This window comes from Mesorhizobium sp. M0244, assembly GCF_040321795.1.
Taxonomy (GTDB): Bacteria; Pseudomonadota; Alphaproteobacteria; order Rhizobiales; family Rhizobiaceae; genus Mesorhizobium.
In genome coordinates this window covers 1-20,072 of sequence record NZ_JAMYSE010000110.1, presented here as the reverse complement: position 1 = coordinate 20,072, position 20,072 = coordinate 1, and the positions used below count along the sequence as shown (strand labels likewise).

Here is a 20,072-nt window from a genome sequence, read left to right as displayed (position 1 = left end):
ATCGCCGGCTATTTCTTGCCTCAGCCTTGGTCCTTTGCTGAGCCGGCGACCGAGTGCATCGACGAAATTGTCATAACGCTGCAAACCCTTCGCGCGGGCTTCGGCCTGAGCGGATTCCGGCAAGGCTGGGGTCGAGTTGAGCCAAAACCGGACGAACAATGCTAGCGTCTCAATAGCAATTCCGACGTCACGCTCGACACGCTGCACGCGTCGATCGATCTGGTCGAGGCGGCGAGTTATCGCCGCTTGCTTCCGCTCTTCGGCTTCCGGCGACAGAAACGATGCGAGCGCAGCCTCGGCGACCAGTGACAGCGAGACCTCGCGCCGCCCAGCGTAATCGGCCAGTCCGTTCATCACGTCAGGATCAAGATAGGCAGACAGACGTTTTTTCTTCGCGTTCTTCATGCGCTCAAAGCTCAATGCCATCAGTGGGGTCAAGGGCGGCCTGGCGTGCAGCGCGTCTCATAGCTTGATCGACACTGCGACGACGGCCGGCGTCATCGTCGGGCTCGTCCCTGTCGACGTCGAACTCGTCGTCGCGCTGTGTTGTTCGCTTGGGTGCGATGTCCTCGTGTTCGGGAAGCTCGGGCTGGCGACGGATGCCGCTATTGGCCGGATCCTCGTCCTGCTGATCCTTGACGCGCCACGATTTTTGAGGATTGCCTTCCGGCTCAGCAAGGACCGTCGTTCCGGTCCAGTCGTCAGAGTGCGCGGTTGGCATGGTCGCTCCGGCTTTCGGTGGTGGCAGGACACGCTCGGCCAGGCGCGGATCGGCGAAGTAGCGTGCTTTCTTCGCTCGGATTGGGAACTGGCCAGAGATCATGATGATGGCATCGGTCGGCGGAAGCTGCATGATCTCGCCCGGCGTCATCAGCGCACGCGCCGTTTCCTGCCGCGACACCATCAGGTGCCCGAGCCAGGGCGACAATCTGTGCCCCGCATAGTTTTTCATGGCGCGCAACTCGGTCGCAGTCCCCAGAGAGTCTGAGACGCGCTTGGCTGTCCGCTCGTCATTGGTGGCGAAGCTCACCCGCACATGACAATTGTCGAGGATGGAGTTGTTCGGTCCATAGGCCTTCTCGATCTGATTGAGCGACTGCGCGATCAGGAACGATTTGATGCCATAGCCGGCCATGAAGGCCAGCGCGCTTTCGAAGAAATCGAGCCGGCCGAGCGCCGGGAACTCGTCGAGCATCATCAAGAGACGCTGTCGGTGATCCTTCGCATGGAGATCTTCCGTCAGCCTGCGGCCGATCTGGTTGAGCACAAGGCGGATGAGAGGCTTTGTGCGACTGATATCCGATGGCGGCACGACCAAATAGAGCGTCGTCGGCCGTGTCTCCTCGACAAGGTCGGCGATCCGCCACTCGCAGCATGACGTCACTTTGTCCACAACCGGATCCCGGTACAGACCAAGAAAGCTCATGGCCGTCGAGAGCACGCCGGAGCGCTCGTTTTCGGATTTGTTGAGCAGTTCTCGGGCAGCCGACGCCACGACCGGGTGCGGGCCGGCATCGCCCAAATGCCGGGTCAACATCATGGCGCGCAACGTCGTCTCGATTGGCCTCTGTGGATCGGAGAGGAAGTTTGCCACGCCGGCAAGGGTCTTGTCTTTCTCCGCATAGAGCACATGCAGTATGGCGCCGACCAGCAGCGCATGGCTGGTCTTCTCCCAGTGGTTGCGGCGTTCCAATGTGCCTTCCGGGTCGACCAGGACATCTGCCACGTTCTGCACATCTCGAACTTCCCGCTCGCCTCGTCGCACCTCCAGCAGAGGGTTATAGGCGGCGGATGTGGCATTGGTCGGATCGAACAGAAGCACCCGGCCGAAACGTGCTCGCCATCCGGCCGTCAGTTCCCAGTTTTCGCCTTTGATGTCGTGGACAATTGCCGAACCCGGCCAGGTCAGCAGCGACGGCACGACCAAGCCAACGCCCTTGCCGCTTCGGGTCGGCGCAAAACACAGCACGTGTTCCGGACCGTCATGGCGTAGATAGGCACGGTCAAATTTGCCGAGCACCACGCCATCCGGACCGACTATGCCTGCGGCTCTGATTTCGTCTCGCGTCGCCCAGCGTGCCGAGCCATAGGTGGCGGAGTCCTTTGCCTCGCGCGCGCGCCACACCGACATCCCGATCGCGGTGGCGATCGCCATCAGGCTGCCGCTTGCCGCAATCGCCGCGCCCTCAACGAAGACCTTCGGCGCGTAGGCATCATAGAAAAACCACCACCAGAAGAATGCCGGCGGGGGATAAATGGGCTGTCCCGCCAGTTCGAACCAGGACGGACCGAGTTGGCTCTGAAAGCCGAGCCGCCATGCCGTCCATTGTGTCGCTGCCCATATCGTCACGAGGACGAACCCAAGGGCGGTGAGGACCTGTCCCCACAAAATCTTGGTAGCCGGCACTTGTCGTTTCTCCGATCTGAATGACCCGAACAAGAAGAAAGACCGAGTGTCGAGATCTGCAAGGGGGAGGAGTTGTCAAAAGCGGCAGGACGTACTCTGAGATCGAAAGACTTGCAGAATTCGGTCCGAGACTTCTGCGCGCCACCTTGGAACAAATCGTGACTGTTCTCATTGTGGTGGTCGTCAAGGAGATCAACTAAATCGCAGATTTGCACAACTATCCCGCTTGCGCCTCGAATGGGAAAGGGGTCCGACACACCTGGCATTTGGAACGTCCGGCCCCAGAGCCGCTCGATCTCTTGCGCCCGATCGCACTGTCTGCCGACGACCTGATCACGGGCAGCCGCGCATAAGATCCGCAATTTGCAAGATGATCGCGGCTGCGGTGGCTATTTGTCGACGAAAGCCGGCTGCAGAACCGTCGCTGGTTCTCGAAGGAGAGTGCGGCAACTGCGCCAAAGCGCGACGTTATCGGGAACGAATCCGTGTGTTGGGTTTAGCTCCGCTTCGGCGTCGTGTCCCCCAAACATTCCAGCGCTGTGGTCTGATTGCGTGCAAGCCAGCGCCCCCCGCACGAACGTGACGATGCAAAGCGAGTCGGCAGCCCCGGACCAAATTGAGACTCGCTAATCCGTCGGCGGCGACCGCCAGCCGCCCACCGATCGCTCAACGCAGCTGCGCTTCGAGATATGTCGGCCTGCTACCCACCGCGCCTCCGTCCAGGCTCCCTGTTCCAGGCGATTTGACGCGCGCACCTTAGGCTTGGCGCGCCACCAGGTCAGCAAACCGCTGCGCCCAACCTTGGTCGCCGGCAACGCCATCGCGAACGCTTTCCCAGCCTTTGCTAATGCTGCTCATGTTGACTGGATGCGGCAACAGCCAGTGCTGCGGCATCGGCAATTTTCGCGACGTCGTCGCTGCTGATGGTTCCGCGCTTTTCCAGAAGGTTTAAAAGTTCGACAACGAGAAGGAAGGCGTTCACGCCCTACCGTTCGACTCTGAGCTCGGATGCGCCCCGCGCCAGTTTCTCCGAGTCTCCCTCGACCCTTTTGTCCATGATTTGGTCGCCTCCCGTTGCGGCAAAGCTATTATAAATTAACACGTGTTCTAACCCTCCTCCATCTGAAACACCCGCCGTGCCCATGAGCACGGCGGGTTGATTAAGCATGCCCAAGGCCTGGTGCTCGCAGATCTATAAATCGATTGCCGCCCAAGAACCTATCAAACACGCTTCGCCCCGCCGCTTAACTTGGAAACGGCGGGCTCCTCCTTCCCAAGTCGTTCAGGTCACTGGATGACTTTGACGATCTTGCGTGTGCCTGGATCAACGACAACGGTCCGGTTGTCGACGACGTGCACCAGTTTTCGCGGTCTCCATCACCTTCTTGGTGATAGGAATAATCGCTAGCTGATACTCGTTAGCCAGAAATGACGCTCCAACAGCCCCGAATTTGTATCTGCGCAGAAATGTCCCTTCCTGCGCTGATAGGATGCGTACGCCATTCCTCGATTGGCGGGCGGATCCTCATTTGCAGCTGCGTGGGATGTCGAGTGATTAGGAAAACGGAAATGGACCAGAACAAGAGCAATCGAGACTTGTTCGACCGAGGCCGCCTGTCGGTCGATGCGTTTTATGAGGTGGAACATTTCGCGCGGGAAAATGGCGTGTCGCCGAGCCAGGTCAGCAAGCTGATCAAAAAGAACGGCAACGACCGTCTGACCCTCACCAAGGCAGTCAAAGAGCTGCGCGATCGGCATTGAAAAACCCGCCGCACTCTACAGCACGACGGGTCGATCGAGCGTTGCGCCGAGCACGGGGGCGTGGGCGCTGGGGTGGGCTGTGCCCGGTGCGGCCGATCATAACAAAACGATACCTGCGCGGCTGCTTGGCGTCTACCAACCGCCAGTTGGGGACAATTTTCGTAGCCGGTTGGGGCGGACAATCATTGCAAATGTCCGCCTTTTACATACCGTTGCCTCGTGCATCGCGACGGGCGCTAATGCGGACAATCATTGCAAATGTCCGCCTTTTACATACCGTTGCCTCGTGCATCGCGACGGGCGCTAATTTTGATCACCAGTGACGGCCCTTCCGAAGCTTGGGGGTTCCAAAATGCCTTTCAAACAAGCCGGTTTATACCCGTCCGATCTGGATCTTTGCCAACGCGTTTTCGACCAGGTTTGCAGTGACGAGGATATCGCCCGCTCGTCCTTGGACGGCGAGACGCTCGCAATGCGAATATTGGCTGCCTTTCAAGAGGCTGGCCTGGACGAGGCCGATCTGCTCGAGCTCGTCAGATCGAAACGCAAGCTCATTCTTTGTCCCAAAAATTCCCCAGCTGCCAATCTATAGTTCGGAGAGACAGGCGTGGCGCTCAGGCCGGTCGACCTGTTCATTTCCGAACTGCTGCGCGGGGCCAATGAAGTCGATCGGCTGACGATGCCGGCGTGTGCCGGCTTGCTCCGTCGCGCAGCAGCGACGATCAAAGCTATCGTGACGACATCGGCTATTCCGGAACGCCAGCCAATGACACCGGCTCTGAGGACGTCGTCTTCGATCTGGAATCGATGGGGAGCATTGTCGAGATTTTTCCGGCCGCGAGAGTGTCGGCCGCGATGCTGGAAGCGGTCGAGTGCATCAAGGCCGGCAGAGCGCTGCTCGAGGCGAAGCACGGCATATGAGCCGGCGGTGAGATCGCAGCCCGCGAACTGGAAGCCGACCAGTCTGAGGGCGCCGTTGAGCATGTTGAAGATGGCGGAGAAGGCGAGGACGCTATGAGACAAAAAGCCGGCAAAGTGACTGCCATATTCAAACCTTGGACCATCGTGTGGCTTAATGGCTGCACGGGCGTAAGCGGTTATACTAGCTTCCGCCTTCGCCCTTAAGTTCGCGCGTTTTGGCGAAGACTAAACGCTGTCGTGCAGAGCCGAACTCTCGCCACGATTAAGGGTTTCAAAAGAACGGCAGTTCCTCTCAAATGCAAACGGGTACTGCTTTGGCAGAGCTTGAGTTTCGTCGACGGTCGCGCCTCTTACGGACGCCTCATTCGACCAGACGGGAACGCGGAAACATTGTCTTCAACGACGCCGGAACCGGCAGCCTCTTCGGCTTGGCCAGCGCCTGTCAGGGGCTCGAGAAACGGCTCCGCCGTCATCGACAATCCTAGCCAGTTCAAGTCGTGAGCCAGGCAGCTTTCTACGGCTGTTTTACTGAAGAGCGGACAGCGGCCAATGTCCGCTCTAACCCATTCCTGCCCGACAGTTTGCGCCCAAGCCATCGCGCTCATTGGCTAGTCGCGGCACCGTTCACCGACCCCACAGAACTCTTACTACATGCTCACCTGCCAAAAAGAATACGCCGTTAACCAGATTTTCTAACCCGCCAATACTTAATCGCGAGACTGAATGGGTGAGGTGATCGGTGTCAAACATAAGCGCGTTTCCGCTGTATCGGCGGCGGAAGTTGGTCGAGGGAATTGCCCGCGCGCTGGAATCCAAGAACGGGGAGGATGCGAATGCGTTCTGGCGCAGCACCGCCAAGACAATTCTCGTTCAGTTGTCCGAATCAGGAATTGCACCCGGGCGCGCCGAACAGGAAGTTGGAGCGCTTCTTCATGCCGTCTTAGGCGAGATAGCCAGCCGGAGTGCTGCGAAACGCACACGCTAGCGTCGACTCACGACGAATGATTGCCGCTTGCAGACTCGACTAGGCTTCGCACGGGTTACCAGCACTGCTGCCGTCATGCTAGGTTTCTCAACCCCTTATTGCAATATGCTCATCCGTCACTGGCTCGCCCGAGCCAGTTTCGGCAAAAGGCAGGCAACTAGCGCGGCTCCCGCCCAAAAAGCCAGTTCGAATATTTCATTGTCTACTCCAGCTGGAACGCGCCCGGTGGCAGCCAGCTGGAAACCTGGCAGAGCCAATCAATTGAGATCGTGAAACATGCCACTTACGCCAATCGTTACGCTCGCTGCCCATCGCCGCGCTGGCCGTAATCATCGTCCGTCGCGGTCTATAATGGGTCGGCTGGCTGCTCCGCGTCGGCGCAATCCTGAATGCCGAAGGACTAGCGCGGCCATGGACGGGCAAGCGCAGGTCCTGCTGCGATGTTTGGTGAATCCGGTTTGCTGGGCTTGCGTTCCATGGTGGCTCTATCGGCTGGAATAAGCTTCCGGCGGCAGTGTTCGTTCGAATGATGCTTTTCCGTTGCCCTGAGCGCAAGTTTTTGGTCAGCCAGCACAGCGCCTCCTCTTAAGCTCGCTGGTGGTCAAGGCCCAGCGGCCTCTAGCTGCCAGTCCCTCCCGCAACCAAGCCGCTGGGCCATACCCGCTGGAGCGAAGCGCGCTGTCTCGCACATTAGCAACCCCTTGATTAAGGCCGTACACGCTCATTTCATGAAGCGGGGAATTGGAATTGGTGACGTGGTCGCAATCACCGCGACTGTACGGAGGCGGGTCACAGAGGACCGCGTAAGCGTCTCGATTCCGAGCTATGGCTCCCCGCACTCGATCGTCGATCGCACGAAGGTGAATCGCGGCCAGCAAATTGAACTGAGTGGTGAGGTCACCCGGATCGATGACGAGAAGGTGACGATCGACCTTGGACCGCCGGTGACAGTCGACACCGACAAGGTCGGGCTGGTCGAGAAATACCGCCCGCAGAAGCGCAAGAAGCCACTGCGCGACAGGGTGGACTAAGTTATCATACCCCGCCATCTCCGTGTCCGTTCGTACTGCTATCTTCGGAACTGCTTGGCGCTATGCCGCGTTAATCTTCGGTAAGAAAGCAACATGTCTAGGCAAAAAGAAGACTATCGGACAAACAGAGCCGACTATGCGATTGCTGAGAAGGCGCGAGCGACCGTGGATGGCGATCGCAATGAGCTGCCGGCCAGAAAAAAGAAGTCCCTCTTGGTAAGCGATCGGCGATCCGCCAAATTGGCGGCAAATCCATTGGAAAGCGCGCCAGACCCGAAAGCCAAACCGCGCGGTTAGCCGGTCCCATCGTTTTGCCTATCAACAGCGCTGGCAATAGGGCACCAGATCCCGGTCAATAGAGCCGCCCTAGCCTTCGCAAAGACGGTCGATGAGGGCCCGGATATCAATCCCTATTGGGCCGCACCTAAGTTCCAGATGTCCCGATGCAGGCGCCATGTCCCGTCGTCGCCCTTTTTCCAGACGACGAGATACTTGCCCGCAACGGTGGAGAGGGCACCGCCTTTGCTCGGCACATCGAGCGTAAATGCGCCAACTTCGTAGGCGAGGTTCGCCCTCTCTTCCACTTCCAGCGACTTCAGGGTGAGATTCTTCATCCCGCCTTTGATCGCACCCTGCCAGAATTCTTCCACGCCCTTGCGGCCATCAACGCGCTTGCCGTCGGGCGGCAGCACGGCGGCATCCTCGGTATACATTTGACCCACCGCCGCCGCATTTCCGCTGTTGAAGGCGTCCGTGAATTTCGTCAGCGCCGCTTCGATGTCCTCGCGAGCCGACTGGGCGGCCGCAGACAACGCAGACGAAAGAAGCAGCACAGCAGCAAAAGCAAATGACTTAACCAGTCTCATCTCGTCCTCCCTTTGCGTGTTCGACATATTCGCCGGATGAATAGCCCCAACCCGAGTGCGCCGCCGCGTCCGCTCAATGATCGGATCATGATTTACATTAGGCTTATCTGATATGATGGCGCAAGCGCAGCGGCGCAGCCGGGACCGGCGCGCACAGCCTCACCAGCGAGCGTTTCGGCGCCGCTGTAGAAATTGGGGAAGCGGGGGCGAGGATCCTGGCAGAGCGGTTGTGCTGGCGCCGCAATGATGCTTTGCTGCGACCCAATCACTGCCACTGAAGGTGACCGACTACCTTTGGAAGGGGCAGCATGCTGAAAAGTATTCTGTCGGCGCCGCTGGGCATCGTTTTCATGCGTGGCGGGCCAATCACATATATCTTGAATGTCGTCGACATATGACAGAGTCATGCATCGGCGGTCATAAAGGTCTTGATGAACCTGGCTTAGTGCCGTGCTCGCGTTCATCTCGCCAATCAATTGATTTGTGCGGCGAGAACCGTCAATTTTCCCGCATTGTTGCGTACGGCCGACCGCGAAGCTGTAAAATCGTGGCGATATGGAAGACACGCGATGCTCTGCCCGACGATCATATCCTCCGGCTGGCCAGCAGCCTTGTGAGCCAGTCCGGATCCATTTCTGGCACGGAGGATAAAAGCCGTTCGGTATAGGGGGCATGCGGCGGCGTCAGAATTTCGCTCTTCAATCCCTGCTCGACGACTTTCCCCTGGTGCATGACCACAATTTGGTCGGCGATCGCTCGCACGGTGGCAATGTCATGGGTGATGAAAATGTAGCTCATGCCGAGCTCGCGCTGAAGCCGCATTAAGAGCTTCAGGATTTCCTCCTGCACAATCTGGTCGAGCGCAGACGTGATTTCGTCGCAGATGATGAGTTCCGGATCGGCGGCCAACGCTCGGGCGATGCAAACGCGCTGCTTCTGGCCCCCCGAGAGCTCGGCCGGCAGACGGTCCAGGTAAGTTTCGCTCATCTCGACCATGTGCATGAGTTCGCCGATCCGCCGATCCCGCTGCGCACCCTTGAGGCCACGGTAGAATTCAAGCGGCCGAGCTACGACTTCTTCGACTGTCTGGCGCGGATTTAGGGCGTTGTCGGGCATTTGATAAATCATCTGTATGCGGCGCAGAATCTCTTTTGGGCGCGTCTTAAGGGTCTTGGAAAGGGCCTGGCCGGCAAAGCAAATCGACCCCGAAAGCGGCGGCAACAGGCCGGTAACGACGCGAGCGAGCGTCGATTTCCCGGAACCGGACTCGCCCACCACAGCCACTGTTCTTCCCCGTGGAACTTTGATGGAGACATCCTGGAGCACCTGGACCGTCCGGGCGTAAGCCGCGGTGATGTTGTCTATCGTAAGCAGATATTCATCGGCCGGAACTTCGGGCTTGGCGAGCTTGCGCACGGCCCAGAGCGTTTTGGTATATTCCTGGCTGGGCGAGGCGAGCATCTGGCGTGTTTCAGCCTCCTCCACGGTAAGTCCATGACGCAAAACCATGATGCGGTCCGCCATTTGCGCCACCACCGCCAGATCATGCGTCACATAGATTGCAGCCGTGTTGAATTCCTGCACGATGTTGCGAATGGCGGCGAGAACTTCGACCTGCGTCGTCACATCGAGTGCCGTCGTTGGCTCGTCGAAGACGATGAGGTCCGGATGACAAGCCATCGCCATCGCGGTCATTGCGCGTTGCAATTGTCCGCCGGAAACCTGATGAGGATAGCGGAAGCCGATGGTCTCCGGATCTGGAAGCTGAAGACGCCGATAAAGATCGACCGCACTCCGGTTCGCTTTCTCGCGGCTGGCAATCCCATGCGCCACTACAGTTTCAACAGTCTGGTCGAGGAGTCGGTGGGCCGGATTGAAAGAGGCCGCTGCGCTTTGCGCGACATAGGCAATGCGGGAGCCTCTGAGGCGGCGGCGCCCTGTCTCGTTGAGTGCCAGAAGATCGATCCCGTCGAACAGGATCGAGCCCTGTGTGATACGGCAGCCCGGCTTGGCGTAACCCATCGCCGCAAGGCCAATGGTGGATTTGCCGGCGCCAGACTCGCCGATCAGGCCCAGAACCTCCCCCCGCTTCAGCGCCAGATCGACCCCGCGGACAATGGGATGCCACCGCTCGTCCGAGAAACCTTCCACATGCAGATTGCGGATCTGAAGTAGATCCTTGCCTTTTTCGCGCAAGCCGGGACCGCTATTTCTCATCGCGCAACCCGCTGGTTGCGTGCAGGAACCAGTCCACTACGAAATTCACGGACACCGTGAGGAGGGCGATGGCGCCGGCCGGCAGCAGCGGCGTAACATCGCCGTAGGTGATCAGGGTCGCATTCTCGCGCACCATCGACCCCCAATCAGCGGTCGGCGGCTGAATACCAACACCCAGGAAGGACAGTGCCGCGATCGTGAGGAATACGAAGCAAAATCGCAAGCCGAACTCCGCGACCAGCGGCGGCATGACATTGGGAAGGATTTCCTTGGCGATGATCCATTTCGGGCCTTCGCCGCGCAATCGCGCCACCTCGACATATTCCATCACGGCCACGTTAAGCCCGACGGCACGTGATAGCCGAAACACGCGCGTGGAATCGAGCAGCGCGATGATGATGATCAGGCTGGTGATCGACGAGCCGAAGATCGAGAGCAGCACCAGAGCGAAGATCAGACTTGGGATCGACATCAACACATCCACGGCACGCGACAGTATCTGGTCGAGCCATCCCCTGTACAATGCGGCAAGAAGGCCGAGCGAGACGCCAACCGCGAAGGACAGCAATGTGGTGGCGACCGCGATACCGATGGTGTTGCGCGCTCCGTAGATCAAGCGTGTGAGCATATCGCGGCCGAGCTGGTCGGTTCCCAATTTGAACTGCTGGCTCCACGGTGCGAAGGCTTCGCTGAAGACCTGCGTTTCGCCGTATGGGGCTATCCAGTGCGCGAACACCGCAACGATGACATAGCCGAGGATCACGAGGATGCCGAACCATGCACTGAAGGGTGCCTTCTTCAGCGCCGTCTTCGCCCGGGTGGTGCGCGAGCGCCTCAGCCTGTGAACCTGAGCGATGGGTTCGTAGCTGGTCATCGTGGATGCAAGAGCCTTGGATTGGTGGCGATCGAAATGATGTCGGCGGTCAGATTGAGCAGGATGTAGGTCGCGGCGAAAATCAGGGCGCAGGCCTGGACAACCGGAACATCCCTGGATTTCACCGCATCAACCATCAGCTGACCAATGCCCGGATAGACGAACACGACCTCGACCACGACCACTCCGACGACGAGATAAGCAAGATTGAACGCCACCACCGTGACGATCGGAGCCCATGCGTTGGGCAAGGCATGCCTGAGTACAATTGCCATGGGCGACATTCCCTTGAGACGCGCCATGTCGATATAGGGGCTTGCCAGCATGTTGATGATCGCCGCTCGTGTCATTCTCATCATGTGGGCAACGATGACGAGCGTAAGCGTGATCGCCGGCAAGGCTACTCTCCAGACATGCTCCCAAAACGGCGTCTGGTCGTTCACATTCGACAATGTCGGGAACTTGGGAACTGCGTTGAGTATCCAGTTCAGTGAGACCGCAAGCCAGTGCGGCAGGGATTGTGCGAACTCGGATCCGATGAACGTGTCGCGCGAGATGACGAGGTAGGCAAGCATATAGGCGACAAAAAACTCCGGGAACGAAATGGTTGTCAGCGTCACTGCGTTCACCAGCCGGTCGAACCAGCCATTGCGGTAGAGCGCAGCGAGGATGCCCAGTCCCAGGGCCAGCGGAACTGCTATCAGCGCGGTCATCGATGCAAGGAACATCGTATTGTAGAGGCGTGGCGCGATGATCTCGGCCACGGTGCGCCGGTACCCGGTGCGGCTCGCGAACGAAGAGCCGAAATCACCGTGGAGCATCTGCCCGACCCAGACGAAGTAGCGCTCGACAGGCGGACGGTCGATGCCAATTTCTCGCTGGAAGGCGGCGACCGTTTCGGGTGTCGCGGATTGCCCGAGCATCGCCTTGGCGAAGTCGCCCGGCAGCATTGCAATCGCAGAGAAGATAATGATGGACACGATGAACAGCGTGACCAGGCCGAGGCCAAGGCGCTGCAGAACCGTTCTTGCGACGGGGTTCATGGGTATGCTTTTCTCGTTGCTGCCGCCGCCCTGCCACACCAGTCAGGGCACGCGGTTGCAAGCCGGAGCCTAATAGCCATCGCGGGTCCGGCCCGCACTCTCACGCAGTGGCGATCCACCAGCGTTCGGCCATCTTCAGTCCATCGTTCTCCCAGTTCGGCGCCACCTCGCCATGTGCGAGCTTGCTGGATTTGGCGCTGACAAAATTGTTGAAGACCAGCACGATGCTGCCGCCATCGTCATGGGTCAGTTGCTGCATCTCGGCATACATTGCCGCCCGCTTGGCCTCGTCCGTCTCGGCGCGCGCCTGGACAAGCAACTCGTTGAAGCGGGGATTTTTCCAGAACGATTCGTTCCAGCTGGAGTCCGCGGCGAAGGCTTGCGTGAACATCCAGTCGGCCGTCGCGCGACCGCTCCAATAGGAAGCGCACCAAGGTTTCTTGAGCCAGACATTGTCCCAATAGGCGTCCTCAGCCTCACGCACGACGTTTACGTCGATGCCGCACTGGGCTGCCGTCTCGCGGATGAGGGCAGCCGCGTCCACAGCGCCTGCAAAAGCGGCATCGGCGACCGAGAGGTCCACCTTCAGCTTTTCCATTCCGGCCTTTTTCAGATAGTGCTTGGCTTTTTCGGGATCAAAACTGTGTTGCGGCTGCGGATTCGTAGCGAATTTGATCGCCGGCGCGATCGGGTTGTCGTTGGCCACAGTGGCGTGGCCGAGAAAGATCTTGTCGACGATCTCCTGACGGTTGATCGCCCATTTCAAAGCCATTCGGACGTCTGGATTGTCGAACGGCGCCACCGTGACATTCATCGGCAAGGTATAGTGGCCATAGCCGGTGACCTCTACGATCTCCACCTTGGGATTGCGTTTCAACATGCCTAGGGTCTTGAGGTCGGCGCGGCCAATATAGTCCACCTCGCCTGTCGATAACGCGGCCATGCGAGCGGCGAGATCGGTGATGGCGATGAACTCCACCTCGTCGAGATAGGGTTTGCCGTTCTTGAAGTAGTTCGGATTGCGCTTGAGTTTTGCCGAAACTCCGGGCTGGAAATTCTCAAGCACGAAAGCACCGGTGCGAACGCCCGATCCCCAATCCGCCTTGCCGTCCTTGGCCGGCATGATGACCAGATGGTAGTCACTCATGATGTAGGGGAAATCGGCGTTGCCGCTTTTCAGCGTGAAGACAACCGTTTCCGGGCCATCCGCCTTGATGCTCGCGACGGGCTCAAGCAGCGGCTTCGCCGCCGATTTGGTTTCGTCGCCCATATGATAGCGCAGCGAAGCCACGACGTCGTCCGCCGTTACATTCTTGCCGTTGTGGAAGGTTGCGCCCTTGCGCAGCTTGAAGGCCCAGGTTTTGGCCCCGTCCGATGATTCAAAGCTCTCGGCCAGGTCCGGTTGGACGTTGCCTTTCGCGTCGACCTCGGTGAGGCTGTTGGACATCGAGCCCGAGAACGCGGTTTGTGTGAACGTATCCGGGTAGCCGGCCGGATCGATCGAATCCGTTGTTGCGCCATGTGCCATGCCGAGCTTGGCGAAGCCGCCCTGCAGCGGTTCGGCCCGTGCCGTGCTGACGAAGAGCTTGTCCGCAGCGGCGACGGTCAGCCCCGTGGCCAGCCCAAGATGAATGAAGTCGCGACGAGAAACCTTGTCGCGACCAATCAGGCTTTGAGCGATACTAAGCTTGTATTCAGACTCTGACATTTGACTCTCCCATTGCGGATTTTCCGCGTTATTGTTCGTCAATCACCTGTGAAGAAATCTGCTCATTAGCCGCGATCACCTTTTCTTCTAGCTCCTCAAATCCATACCTCAATCAGGCCGTCACATAGATGCTCCCTGCCTCGACGGTGACTGGAAATGTGCGCGCTCGAACGGACGGATCGACCAAAGCCGCGCCTGATTTGATATCGAATTCCCAGCCATGCCAGGCGCACCGCACAATCTCGTTTTCGCGATGGTAGATGAATTGCGCCTGTTCAACCGGTGCCGTTGTTCCGCATTGCGGTCCCTCGCAAAGCGGAGCGCCGCGGTGCGGACAAACGTTCAGCAGCGCGTGGAATGAATCTCCGATGCGGAAAACCCCGACCGAAAGGCTGCGGATCTTGGCGATGAAGGCAGATCCGGTTTCGATCTCGTCGACACGGCAGATATATGTCTTCTCGGGCATCGTCTGCTTCCTCAGGCGGCATTCGCCGCTTGCGCGCGGGGGATGCGTTTGTAGACCTCCAGCGCATTCAGCCCCATGATCTTGCTCTTCCAGGCGGGAGGGATTTGCAGCGTGTTGGCGTCGTCGTAATCCCAATGCGGATAATCGGAGGCAAACATCAGCGTATTTTCCCCGTCCATCGCTTCGAGAGTGGACCAGAGATGCTGAATGTTTGCGGGCTGCTCCAGCGGCTGCGTGGAAAAGCGGATGTTGCGCCGGCAATATTCCGACGGCAGCATCTTCAGCCATGGCGTCTCTTTGCGCAGCGCTTTGTAATCCGCATCCAGGCGCCACAATACCGACGGCACCCAGGCCACGCCGCATTCGATGATGACGAAGTAGAGGTCCGGCCATTTTTCGAACACGCCATGCGCAATCATGCTTGCGACATGTGAAATCGCCGACATGTGCAGGATGGCGTGCGTCTCCCAGAAGAACGTCGTCGGGGCAGGAGCAATCGCGGTCGAATTCACGCCGCCATGGCCGCCCAGATGAATGGCAAAGGGCAGCCCCACTTCGGCGCATGCTTCATAGATCGGGTGGTAAAACGGGTCGCCATACGGCTTGACGGAGCCTTGCGAGGCAAGAACCTGAACCATCCGGGGATGATTGCCCAAGCGGCGTATCTCGGCGGCCGCGAGCTTCGGATCCTGTGGCGCAATGATGATCGAGCCCATGAAGCGATCGTCCTTCGGCAGCCACTGGTCGATCTGGTAGTCATTGTAGGCGCTGACGAGGGCGCTGGCATAATAGGGATTGGCGAGGGTGGAAGCCTCGATCGGCTCATCGCCGGTCAGGATCGCCACATCGACCTTGTACTTGTCGAGGTGCTTCTCTTTCATGATGAGATAGTTGTCGGCTTCCGTTTTCGGACGGACGTCCTTGCGGGAGAAGTCCTGCGGATGAAACCAGGGACGATGGCCATGCGGGAAGGCGCCAACGGGACCTGTCTTCTCGCCTTCGACGAACATGTCCTTCCATAGGCCGGAAAGGTAAGGCTCCAATACGGTGGCGCTTGACCAGTAATTGTGACAATCGCAGTCGACTATGAACACGTTGCTCAGCTCCGTAGCTTCAGCCTGGTCGATGCTGCCGGCCGAATTCTCCCATGCAGCTTCCGCCTTGAGTATTGTTTGATCAAGCTTATGATCCAGCGCAATATGATCGACTTTTTCGATTGGAGGTCACGTGCAGCTAGATCACATCGAAACCTTTCTCGACATCATCGAGTCGCGAAATTTCAATCGCACCGCCGATCGGCTGGGGTTGACCCAGTCGACGATCAGCACCCGGATCAAGAATCTGGAGAGCGCGATCGGGTCCGAGCTCTTCCAGCGCGGGCGCGCCGGTGCTGAGCCGACAGCCGCCGGACGGCGGTTCGAAGCCTACGCCAGATCCCTGCTGTCAACCTGGTCGCAAGCTCGACACGATGTGCGAGCGTTCAACCGTTTCGAGGGCACCTTGCGCATCGCCGCACAGGTAGGCATGACCCGGTCGGTCCTGCCCGGATGGGTCGAGACACTGTGCCAGGCCCTTCCAAAATCCTCGATCCATGTCGAGTCGGATTATTCGAACCAGATGGTCAGCGACCTAAGCATGGGAAATCTGGATATCGCCGTGCTTTATGCGCCTCGCTACCTGCCTGAGATCGCCTACGAACATCTGATGGTCGAGGAATATGTGATGGTTTCGACGACCGCCAGAACGCTGTCCGACGTCGACCCTGAAACCTACATTCGCCCGGGCTACACCGCCGTGCTGGAAAAGACGCACGCAGAGCTGCTGGCCGAGTTGGCGATCTGTCGGCTTTCGACGGGATCGGAAACTCTGGCGGAGATCATGCTCCGACGAACGGGCGGCACCTGCTATATGCGCAGCGACGATGCGCGCAGGTTCACTGCTGAACTCCCATCGTTCCTCGTCGAGGGAGCGCCGACGCTGCATCAGCCAGTCCACACCGCGATACTCGCGCGTCGCAAACACGAACCTATTATTCGCAAAGGCATCCGAGCTCTCCAGGTGGCTGTAATGTCACTGGAAGTTTAATCGAAATTGCCGATCATAAAGGTAGGATTGCGCGGCTGTTCAGCGAGGTTTGAAGTGGCATCTTGGCTCGACTTCAAACCCGAGTTGAATGATGAATGCACACGCGGCCTTAGGAGCCTCCGGCTTCGTCCCAACAAAGCGTCACCGGCAGTGGGCACAGACCACACCGCAGCTTGTGCTCTGCCGGCGCGTGATCGACGAAACGCACGATGTGAAAACATTCGTTCTCACACCCGCTTCTGATCGGATGTTCTGCTTCAGCGCTGGCCAGTATGTTCTGGTGCACCTGAGGATCGACGGTGCCGCGGTGACGCGCTCCTACTCTGTGTCGTCACCACCGACGCGACCGCTCGACCTTCAGATCACCGTGAAACGGACGCCGGACGGGCTCGTTTCGAATTGGCTCCATGACAATTTGAGGCCGGGCGATGGGATCGAGATCGAAGGGCCGCTCGGCTCGTTCAATCTCGACGATCTGCCGCATGGAAAGTCCCTCTTCCTTTCAGGTGGCAGCGGGATAACTCCCGTCATGTCGATGCTGCGGGCACTTACCGACCGCGCAGCCGACCAGGATATCCACTTCATTCACAGTGCGAGAACGCCGGACGACATCATCTTTCGGCTCGAACTGGACGCACTTGCTGCTCGCTTTCCCAATGTTCAAGTGACTTGCATTTGCCGTCAGGAAGACCCAGCCTGGACCGGTCCAACTGGACGCATTAACAGTCAGATGCTCCTCAATCTGGTTCCCGATCTCCACAGCCGCACCGTCTTTGCCTGTGGGCCGGAATCCTACATGAAGGCGGCACGCGGCTGCCTGGACGCGATCGCCCTCGCCCCTTCACAGTATCATGAGGAGAGCTTCGGAGGCGGCAACAGTTCGCGTTCAGTATTGGCTTCAAAGATTTCGTCTTCGGTCCGCTTCGCCCGCTCCGGCATTGCGCATCACTGCGCGCCCGGAGAGACCCTGCTGGAAGCGGCGCGCCAATGTGGCGTCTACGTCCCCACCGCCTGCCAGCAGGGAGTTTGCGGTACGTGCCGGATCGCCAAGCTGTCCGGCGAAGTCGTCATGGATGACCTAGGCGGGCTGACCTTGGAGGACAAATCGGCAGGTTACATACTGGCGTGCTGCAGCCGCCCACAAGGCGACGTTTTGCTTGATCTCTGATTGTACCGCATCGCGGGACGAAATCGGATCACCCCTTTGCGTTCCACGACCAAGCCATCCTAATGCGACCGCAAGTGGTTAGCGTTTCGGAACCTGTTGTCCAGCCTACCACTTTCACCAGCGAAATCGTCTCGTGCACAATCACTAGGAAATGAGTGCCCAATCGGCTGTCTTTGCAACCAAGACAAAGGGCAAGTGGTGGTCAGCCCAGCCAGATCCTTCGCATGTACTCGTATACAGTGGCGAACCCAGTGACTTACGGCACCAAATGATGTCTGCCCGACTCGTAATGCTGTCCGAGCCCAAAGGTGACGCTAGAGCCCTCCGAGGTTTATAAGCGCGGTGGTTGCGGGGACACGCAACCACCGATGTTCGCTGATCGTGCGATATTCGATCCCGCTGAGAGCGGTTTTTGTCCACTCCTGCCCTTTCTATCTCGCTTTGAATGAAAGGCCACGAACGGCGAACATCTATGTTTGGGTACAGGTTATGAGATGCCGGAACGATTGCGTGCCTAGAGGCACTTGACCCGCCGGTCGGCCCGGCAACAAGATTAAAATCCTATTTGCGGAAAGAACGTGCACAAGCGGCCTTGGTACTTTGAGAACGCACCGATATGCGGCACAAGGGTGGCTGCAATGCTGGGCCGGATGCTCCCGGCATGCCGCCCAGGTCGCCGGAGGATCGATAGGTCTTGACGCAGAAGGGGATCACCCTGAAAGACGTTGCCGCCGCGGCAAACGTATCGCGTGCGACGGCTGCGCGGGCGCTCAACAGCTACGGCTATGTCGGCGACGAGACTGCGCTTCGCGTCATCGAGGCAGCCGACAGGTTGGGCTATCGGGCCAACCGCGTCGCCCAGGCGCTGCGCAGCGGGCAATTGCCTCTCGTCGGCTTCGTGTCCGGCGACATTCAGAATCCGTTCTTCGCCCGCATTGCCCATGACGTCGAGGCGGAGTTGCGCAAGCACCACAAGGGGGCCGCCAGGACACGGTGCTCGAAAAGTAACGTGGCGGCCATCAACCTCTTCAAGAGAAGCTCCGCCGCCGCCGCTCCGATCGCCGAAATTGGCGTTCATCTCCTCGACGCCACGCCGATCTCATTGCTCGTAAAGACCAGACCGATCAAGATCGCTCTCCGCGCGGTGCTGAACACGCCGCGCGTGGCCGTGCGTCCAACGCCCGACGGCGCACTGGTCTTGGACTCGGCCGTCCTAAGGCTATTCGACGAAGCCAGTGCCGTGCTCGATGGGAATCCCGGCTCCAACTCAACGGCTATGCCGTCGGCCCGAAGCCGATCCCCGGCGATGGCGAGCCTGTGCTTGGCGCCGTCGAGGCTGTCACCGGCGTATACGTGGCCTTCAGCCACAGCGGCGCCACGTTCGGACTCATCGCTGGTGAGTTGCTTGCGAGGGAGATCGCCTCCAGCAACCCGCACCCCATGCTTACAAGCTTCCGCGTGAACCGTTTCGGCTGAAAAGCCGATCTGAAGGCCGACAGCCGTAATGTCGCGCCCCGCCCTGGCGTCCGTTGATTGATGTCCTGGGAGCCACGCGTGCCTCCGGTGGCCACTCCAAGATTCAATCACGGACACGCAGCCAATGGTGCCGGCATTTGTTGAGCGTGGAGTTTTGACAATCTGCAATTGTCGGCCAAGGCGGCGACTGACTCTCCCTAATCGAGCACTGTCTACAAATGCGAGCATCAGAAATACAAGCCCCGCCTTTTCGTACGCCAGCCTATCTAATGCTACTTCGGTTTTCGTCCGCATCTTACGCCCGCAAGAGCTGTTCGTATCGTGCGATCAGGCTGCTTTGGGACCTGCGGCGCGGTACAGTCCATAGCCCGCCCTCATGAGCAAACCTTCCTCGCACATCCTGGCGAGGCAGCAGCGAGGAACGCCGATGTCGGTCAGATCTTTTGTCCGGACTTCACCCTTCTCAACAGCCAGCGAGCCGGCCCGCTCCCTCAATGTCGGCTTCGGGCCACCGGCAAGCGGAATCCGCTCGGCGCGGTCGCGATCACGCTTCCGCAACCTGACAATGGGCTCTGGCGTAGTACTGAGGGGAATCGGCAGCTCGGAGTTCGCAGTTTCGTTCGGCCGGGGAGCCATCGCCTTTTCTACGCCATGGCGCGATGATGCTCGCCAGCACCCATGTTTCCCGAAGCTGCGATCCTGCTGGGATGGCTGCAAACCGCGGAGAAGCCGATCGAAGTCAGTGAGAAGCTAGCGTATTGCTCTGCCCTCGACTAGGCCTGCAAAGTCCTCATATGGATTCGGCGGCCGCATAGTGAAAAGACCTGCACACGGCGGGATTGCGCAGCAAAGCGGACGCTTAGCGGCAATGCGCCGAACGTCTTGATCGGGCCATTAGCGGAATGTCAGCTTCTGGTGTTCGAACTTAGTTATAGAGACACCTGGGCCAGCACGAGCATCGTCGTGACATGACCGATTGTGTTGAAGAAGTCGGTGATTAAGCCAGGCGTTCTTTTCGCCGCGACGAGTTGCGATTGGGTCGAGGCGGCCTCCTTGCCCTAAGT

18 protein-coding genes and 2 pseudogenes are annotated in these 20,072 nt (G+C 59.0%); 10 read left to right on the top strand and 10 right to left on the bottom strand.

Going from position 1 to position 20,072, the window contains the following annotated elements:
- The 3 genes from NKJ08_RS34160 to NKJ08_RS34150 form a co-directional block, all read right to left on the bottom strand.
- On the bottom strand, window positions 1-426 hold a 426-nt coding region (locus NKJ08_RS34160), incomplete at its 3' end, for a CopG family transcriptional regulator (protein ID WP_502906373.1).
- Window positions 410-2,407: a conjugal transfer protein TraG gene (locus tag NKJ08_RS34155; RefSeq protein ID WP_352531718.1), complete on the bottom strand. Its 1,998-nt coding sequence runs from the start codon at window positions 2,405-2,407 to the stop codon at window positions 410-412. The genes NKJ08_RS34155 and NKJ08_RS34160, both read right to left, overlap by 17 nt.
- An 844-nt stretch (window positions 2,408-3,251) precedes the next feature.
- Window positions 3,252-3,389 carry a hypothetical protein gene (locus tag NKJ08_RS34150; RefSeq protein ID WP_352531716.1) on the bottom strand — a complete coding sequence of 46 codons (138 nt, stop codon included), beginning with the start codon at window positions 3,387-3,389 and terminating at the stop codon, window positions 3,252-3,254.
- Between the two features lie 587 nt (window positions 3,390-3,976).
- Between NKJ08_RS34150 and NKJ08_RS34145 the strand changes: the two genes are divergently transcribed.
- The 6 genes from NKJ08_RS34145 to NKJ08_RS34120 all read left to right on the top strand — a co-directional run bounded on the left by NKJ08_RS34145 (window position 3,977) and on the right by NKJ08_RS34120 (window position 7,402).
- The gene (locus NKJ08_RS34145) at window positions 3,977-4,168 is read left to right on the top strand and encodes a DUF3606 domain-containing protein (protein WP_352531714.1); all 192 of its coding nucleotides are present in this window, start codon (window positions 3,977-3,979) and stop codon (window positions 4,166-4,168) included.
- 352 nt (window positions 4,169-4,520) lie between these two features.
- Window positions 4,521-4,760 (top strand): hypothetical protein, encoded by a 240-nt coding sequence (locus NKJ08_RS34140; protein WP_352785512.1) that lies wholly within the window; start codon window positions 4,521-4,523, stop codon window positions 4,758-4,760.
- 95 nt (window positions 4,761-4,855) lie between these two features.
- Window positions 4,856-5,089, top strand: a complete 234-nt coding sequence (locus tag NKJ08_RS34135; protein ID WP_352531712.1) for a hypothetical protein — start codon at window positions 4,856-4,858, stop codon at window positions 5,087-5,089.
- A 739-nt stretch (window positions 5,090-5,828) separates the two neighbouring features.
- On the top strand, window positions 5,829-6,074 hold the full coding sequence (locus NKJ08_RS34130; protein WP_352531710.1) for a DUF6074 family protein: 246 nt from the start codon (window positions 5,829-5,831) through the stop codon (window positions 6,072-6,074).
- 755 nt (window positions 6,075-6,829) lie between these two features.
- On the top strand, window positions 6,830-7,105 hold the full coding sequence (locus NKJ08_RS34125; RefSeq protein ID WP_502896233.1) for a hypothetical protein: 276 nt from the start codon (window positions 6,830-6,832) through the stop codon (window positions 7,103-7,105).
- 93 nt (window positions 7,106-7,198) lie between these two features.
- Window positions 7,199-7,402 (top strand): hypothetical protein, encoded by a 204-nt coding sequence (locus NKJ08_RS34120; protein ID WP_352780533.1) that lies wholly within the window; start codon window positions 7,199-7,201, stop codon window positions 7,400-7,402.
- 113 nt (window positions 7,403-7,515) lie between these two features.
- Here NKJ08_RS34120 and NKJ08_RS34115 read toward each other — a convergent pair whose 3' ends face one another.
- The 7 genes from NKJ08_RS34115 to NKJ08_RS34085 form a co-directional block, all read right to left on the bottom strand.
- Window positions 7,516-7,971 carry a YybH family protein gene (locus tag NKJ08_RS34115; protein WP_352780535.1) on the bottom strand — a complete coding sequence of 152 codons (456 nt, stop codon included), beginning with the start codon at window positions 7,969-7,971 and terminating at the stop codon, window positions 7,516-7,518.
- 585 nt (window positions 7,972-8,556) lie between these two features.
- Window positions 8,557-10,188: an ABC transporter ATP-binding protein gene (locus NKJ08_RS34110; protein WP_502906372.1), complete on the bottom strand. Its 1,632-nt coding sequence runs from the start codon at window positions 10,186-10,188 to the stop codon at window positions 8,557-8,559.
- Window positions 10,178-11,062, bottom strand: coding sequence for an ABC transporter permease (locus NKJ08_RS34105; protein WP_352531702.1), 885 nt, complete (start codon window positions 11,060-11,062; stop codon window positions 10,178-10,180). The genes NKJ08_RS34110 and NKJ08_RS34105 overlap by 11 nt, the downstream gene beginning before the upstream one ends.
- On the bottom strand, window positions 11,059-12,105 hold the full coding sequence (locus tag NKJ08_RS34100; RefSeq protein WP_352531700.1) for an ABC transporter permease: 1,047 nt from the start codon (window positions 12,103-12,105) through the stop codon (window positions 11,059-11,061). The genes NKJ08_RS34105 and NKJ08_RS34100 overlap by 4 nt, the downstream gene beginning before the upstream one ends.
- 100 nt (window positions 12,106-12,205) lie before the next feature.
- Window positions 12,206-13,813: an ABC transporter substrate-binding protein gene (locus tag NKJ08_RS34095; RefSeq protein ID WP_352531698.1), complete on the bottom strand. Its 1,608-nt coding sequence runs from the start codon at window positions 13,811-13,813 to the stop codon at window positions 12,206-12,208.
- Window positions 13,814-13,925: 112 nt separating this feature from the next.
- Complete coding sequence (locus tag NKJ08_RS34090; protein ID WP_352531696.1) at window positions 13,926-14,279, bottom strand: Rieske (2Fe-2S) protein; 354 nt, start codon at window positions 14,277-14,279, stop codon at window positions 13,926-13,928.
- An 11-nt stretch (window positions 14,280-14,290) separates the two neighbouring features.
- Window positions 14,291-15,373, bottom strand: a complete 1,083-nt coding sequence (locus NKJ08_RS34085; RefSeq protein WP_352483364.1) for an amidohydrolase family protein — start codon at window positions 15,371-15,373, stop codon at window positions 14,291-14,293.
- A gap of 133 nt (window positions 15,374-15,506) precedes the next feature.
- On the opposite strand from NKJ08_RS34085, the gene NKJ08_RS34080 reads away from it, so the two are divergent.
- The 4 genes and pseudogenes from NKJ08_RS34080 to NKJ08_RS34065 form a co-directional block, all read left to right on the top strand.
- Entirely contained in the window at window positions 15,507-16,364 is an 858-nt protein-coding gene (locus tag NKJ08_RS34080; RefSeq protein ID WP_352531694.1) for a LysR family transcriptional regulator, read from the top strand.
- Window positions 16,365-16,575: 211 nt separating this feature from the next.
- A complete protein-coding gene (locus tag NKJ08_RS34075) occupies window positions 16,576-17,532 on the top strand; it encodes an FAD-binding oxidoreductase (protein WP_352531692.1) in 957 nt (318 codons plus the stop codon).
- A gap of 694 nt (window positions 17,533-18,226) precedes the next feature.
- Window positions 18,227-18,370: pseudogene (locus NKJ08_RS34070) on the top strand (LacI family DNA-binding transcriptional regulator); the annotation flags it as partial.
- A gap of 213 nt (window positions 18,371-18,583) precedes the next feature.
- A pseudogene (locus NKJ08_RS34065) lies at window positions 18,584-19,008 on the top strand (D-amino-acid oxidase); the annotation flags it as partial.
- Window positions 19,009-20,072 lie beyond the last annotated feature (1,064 nt).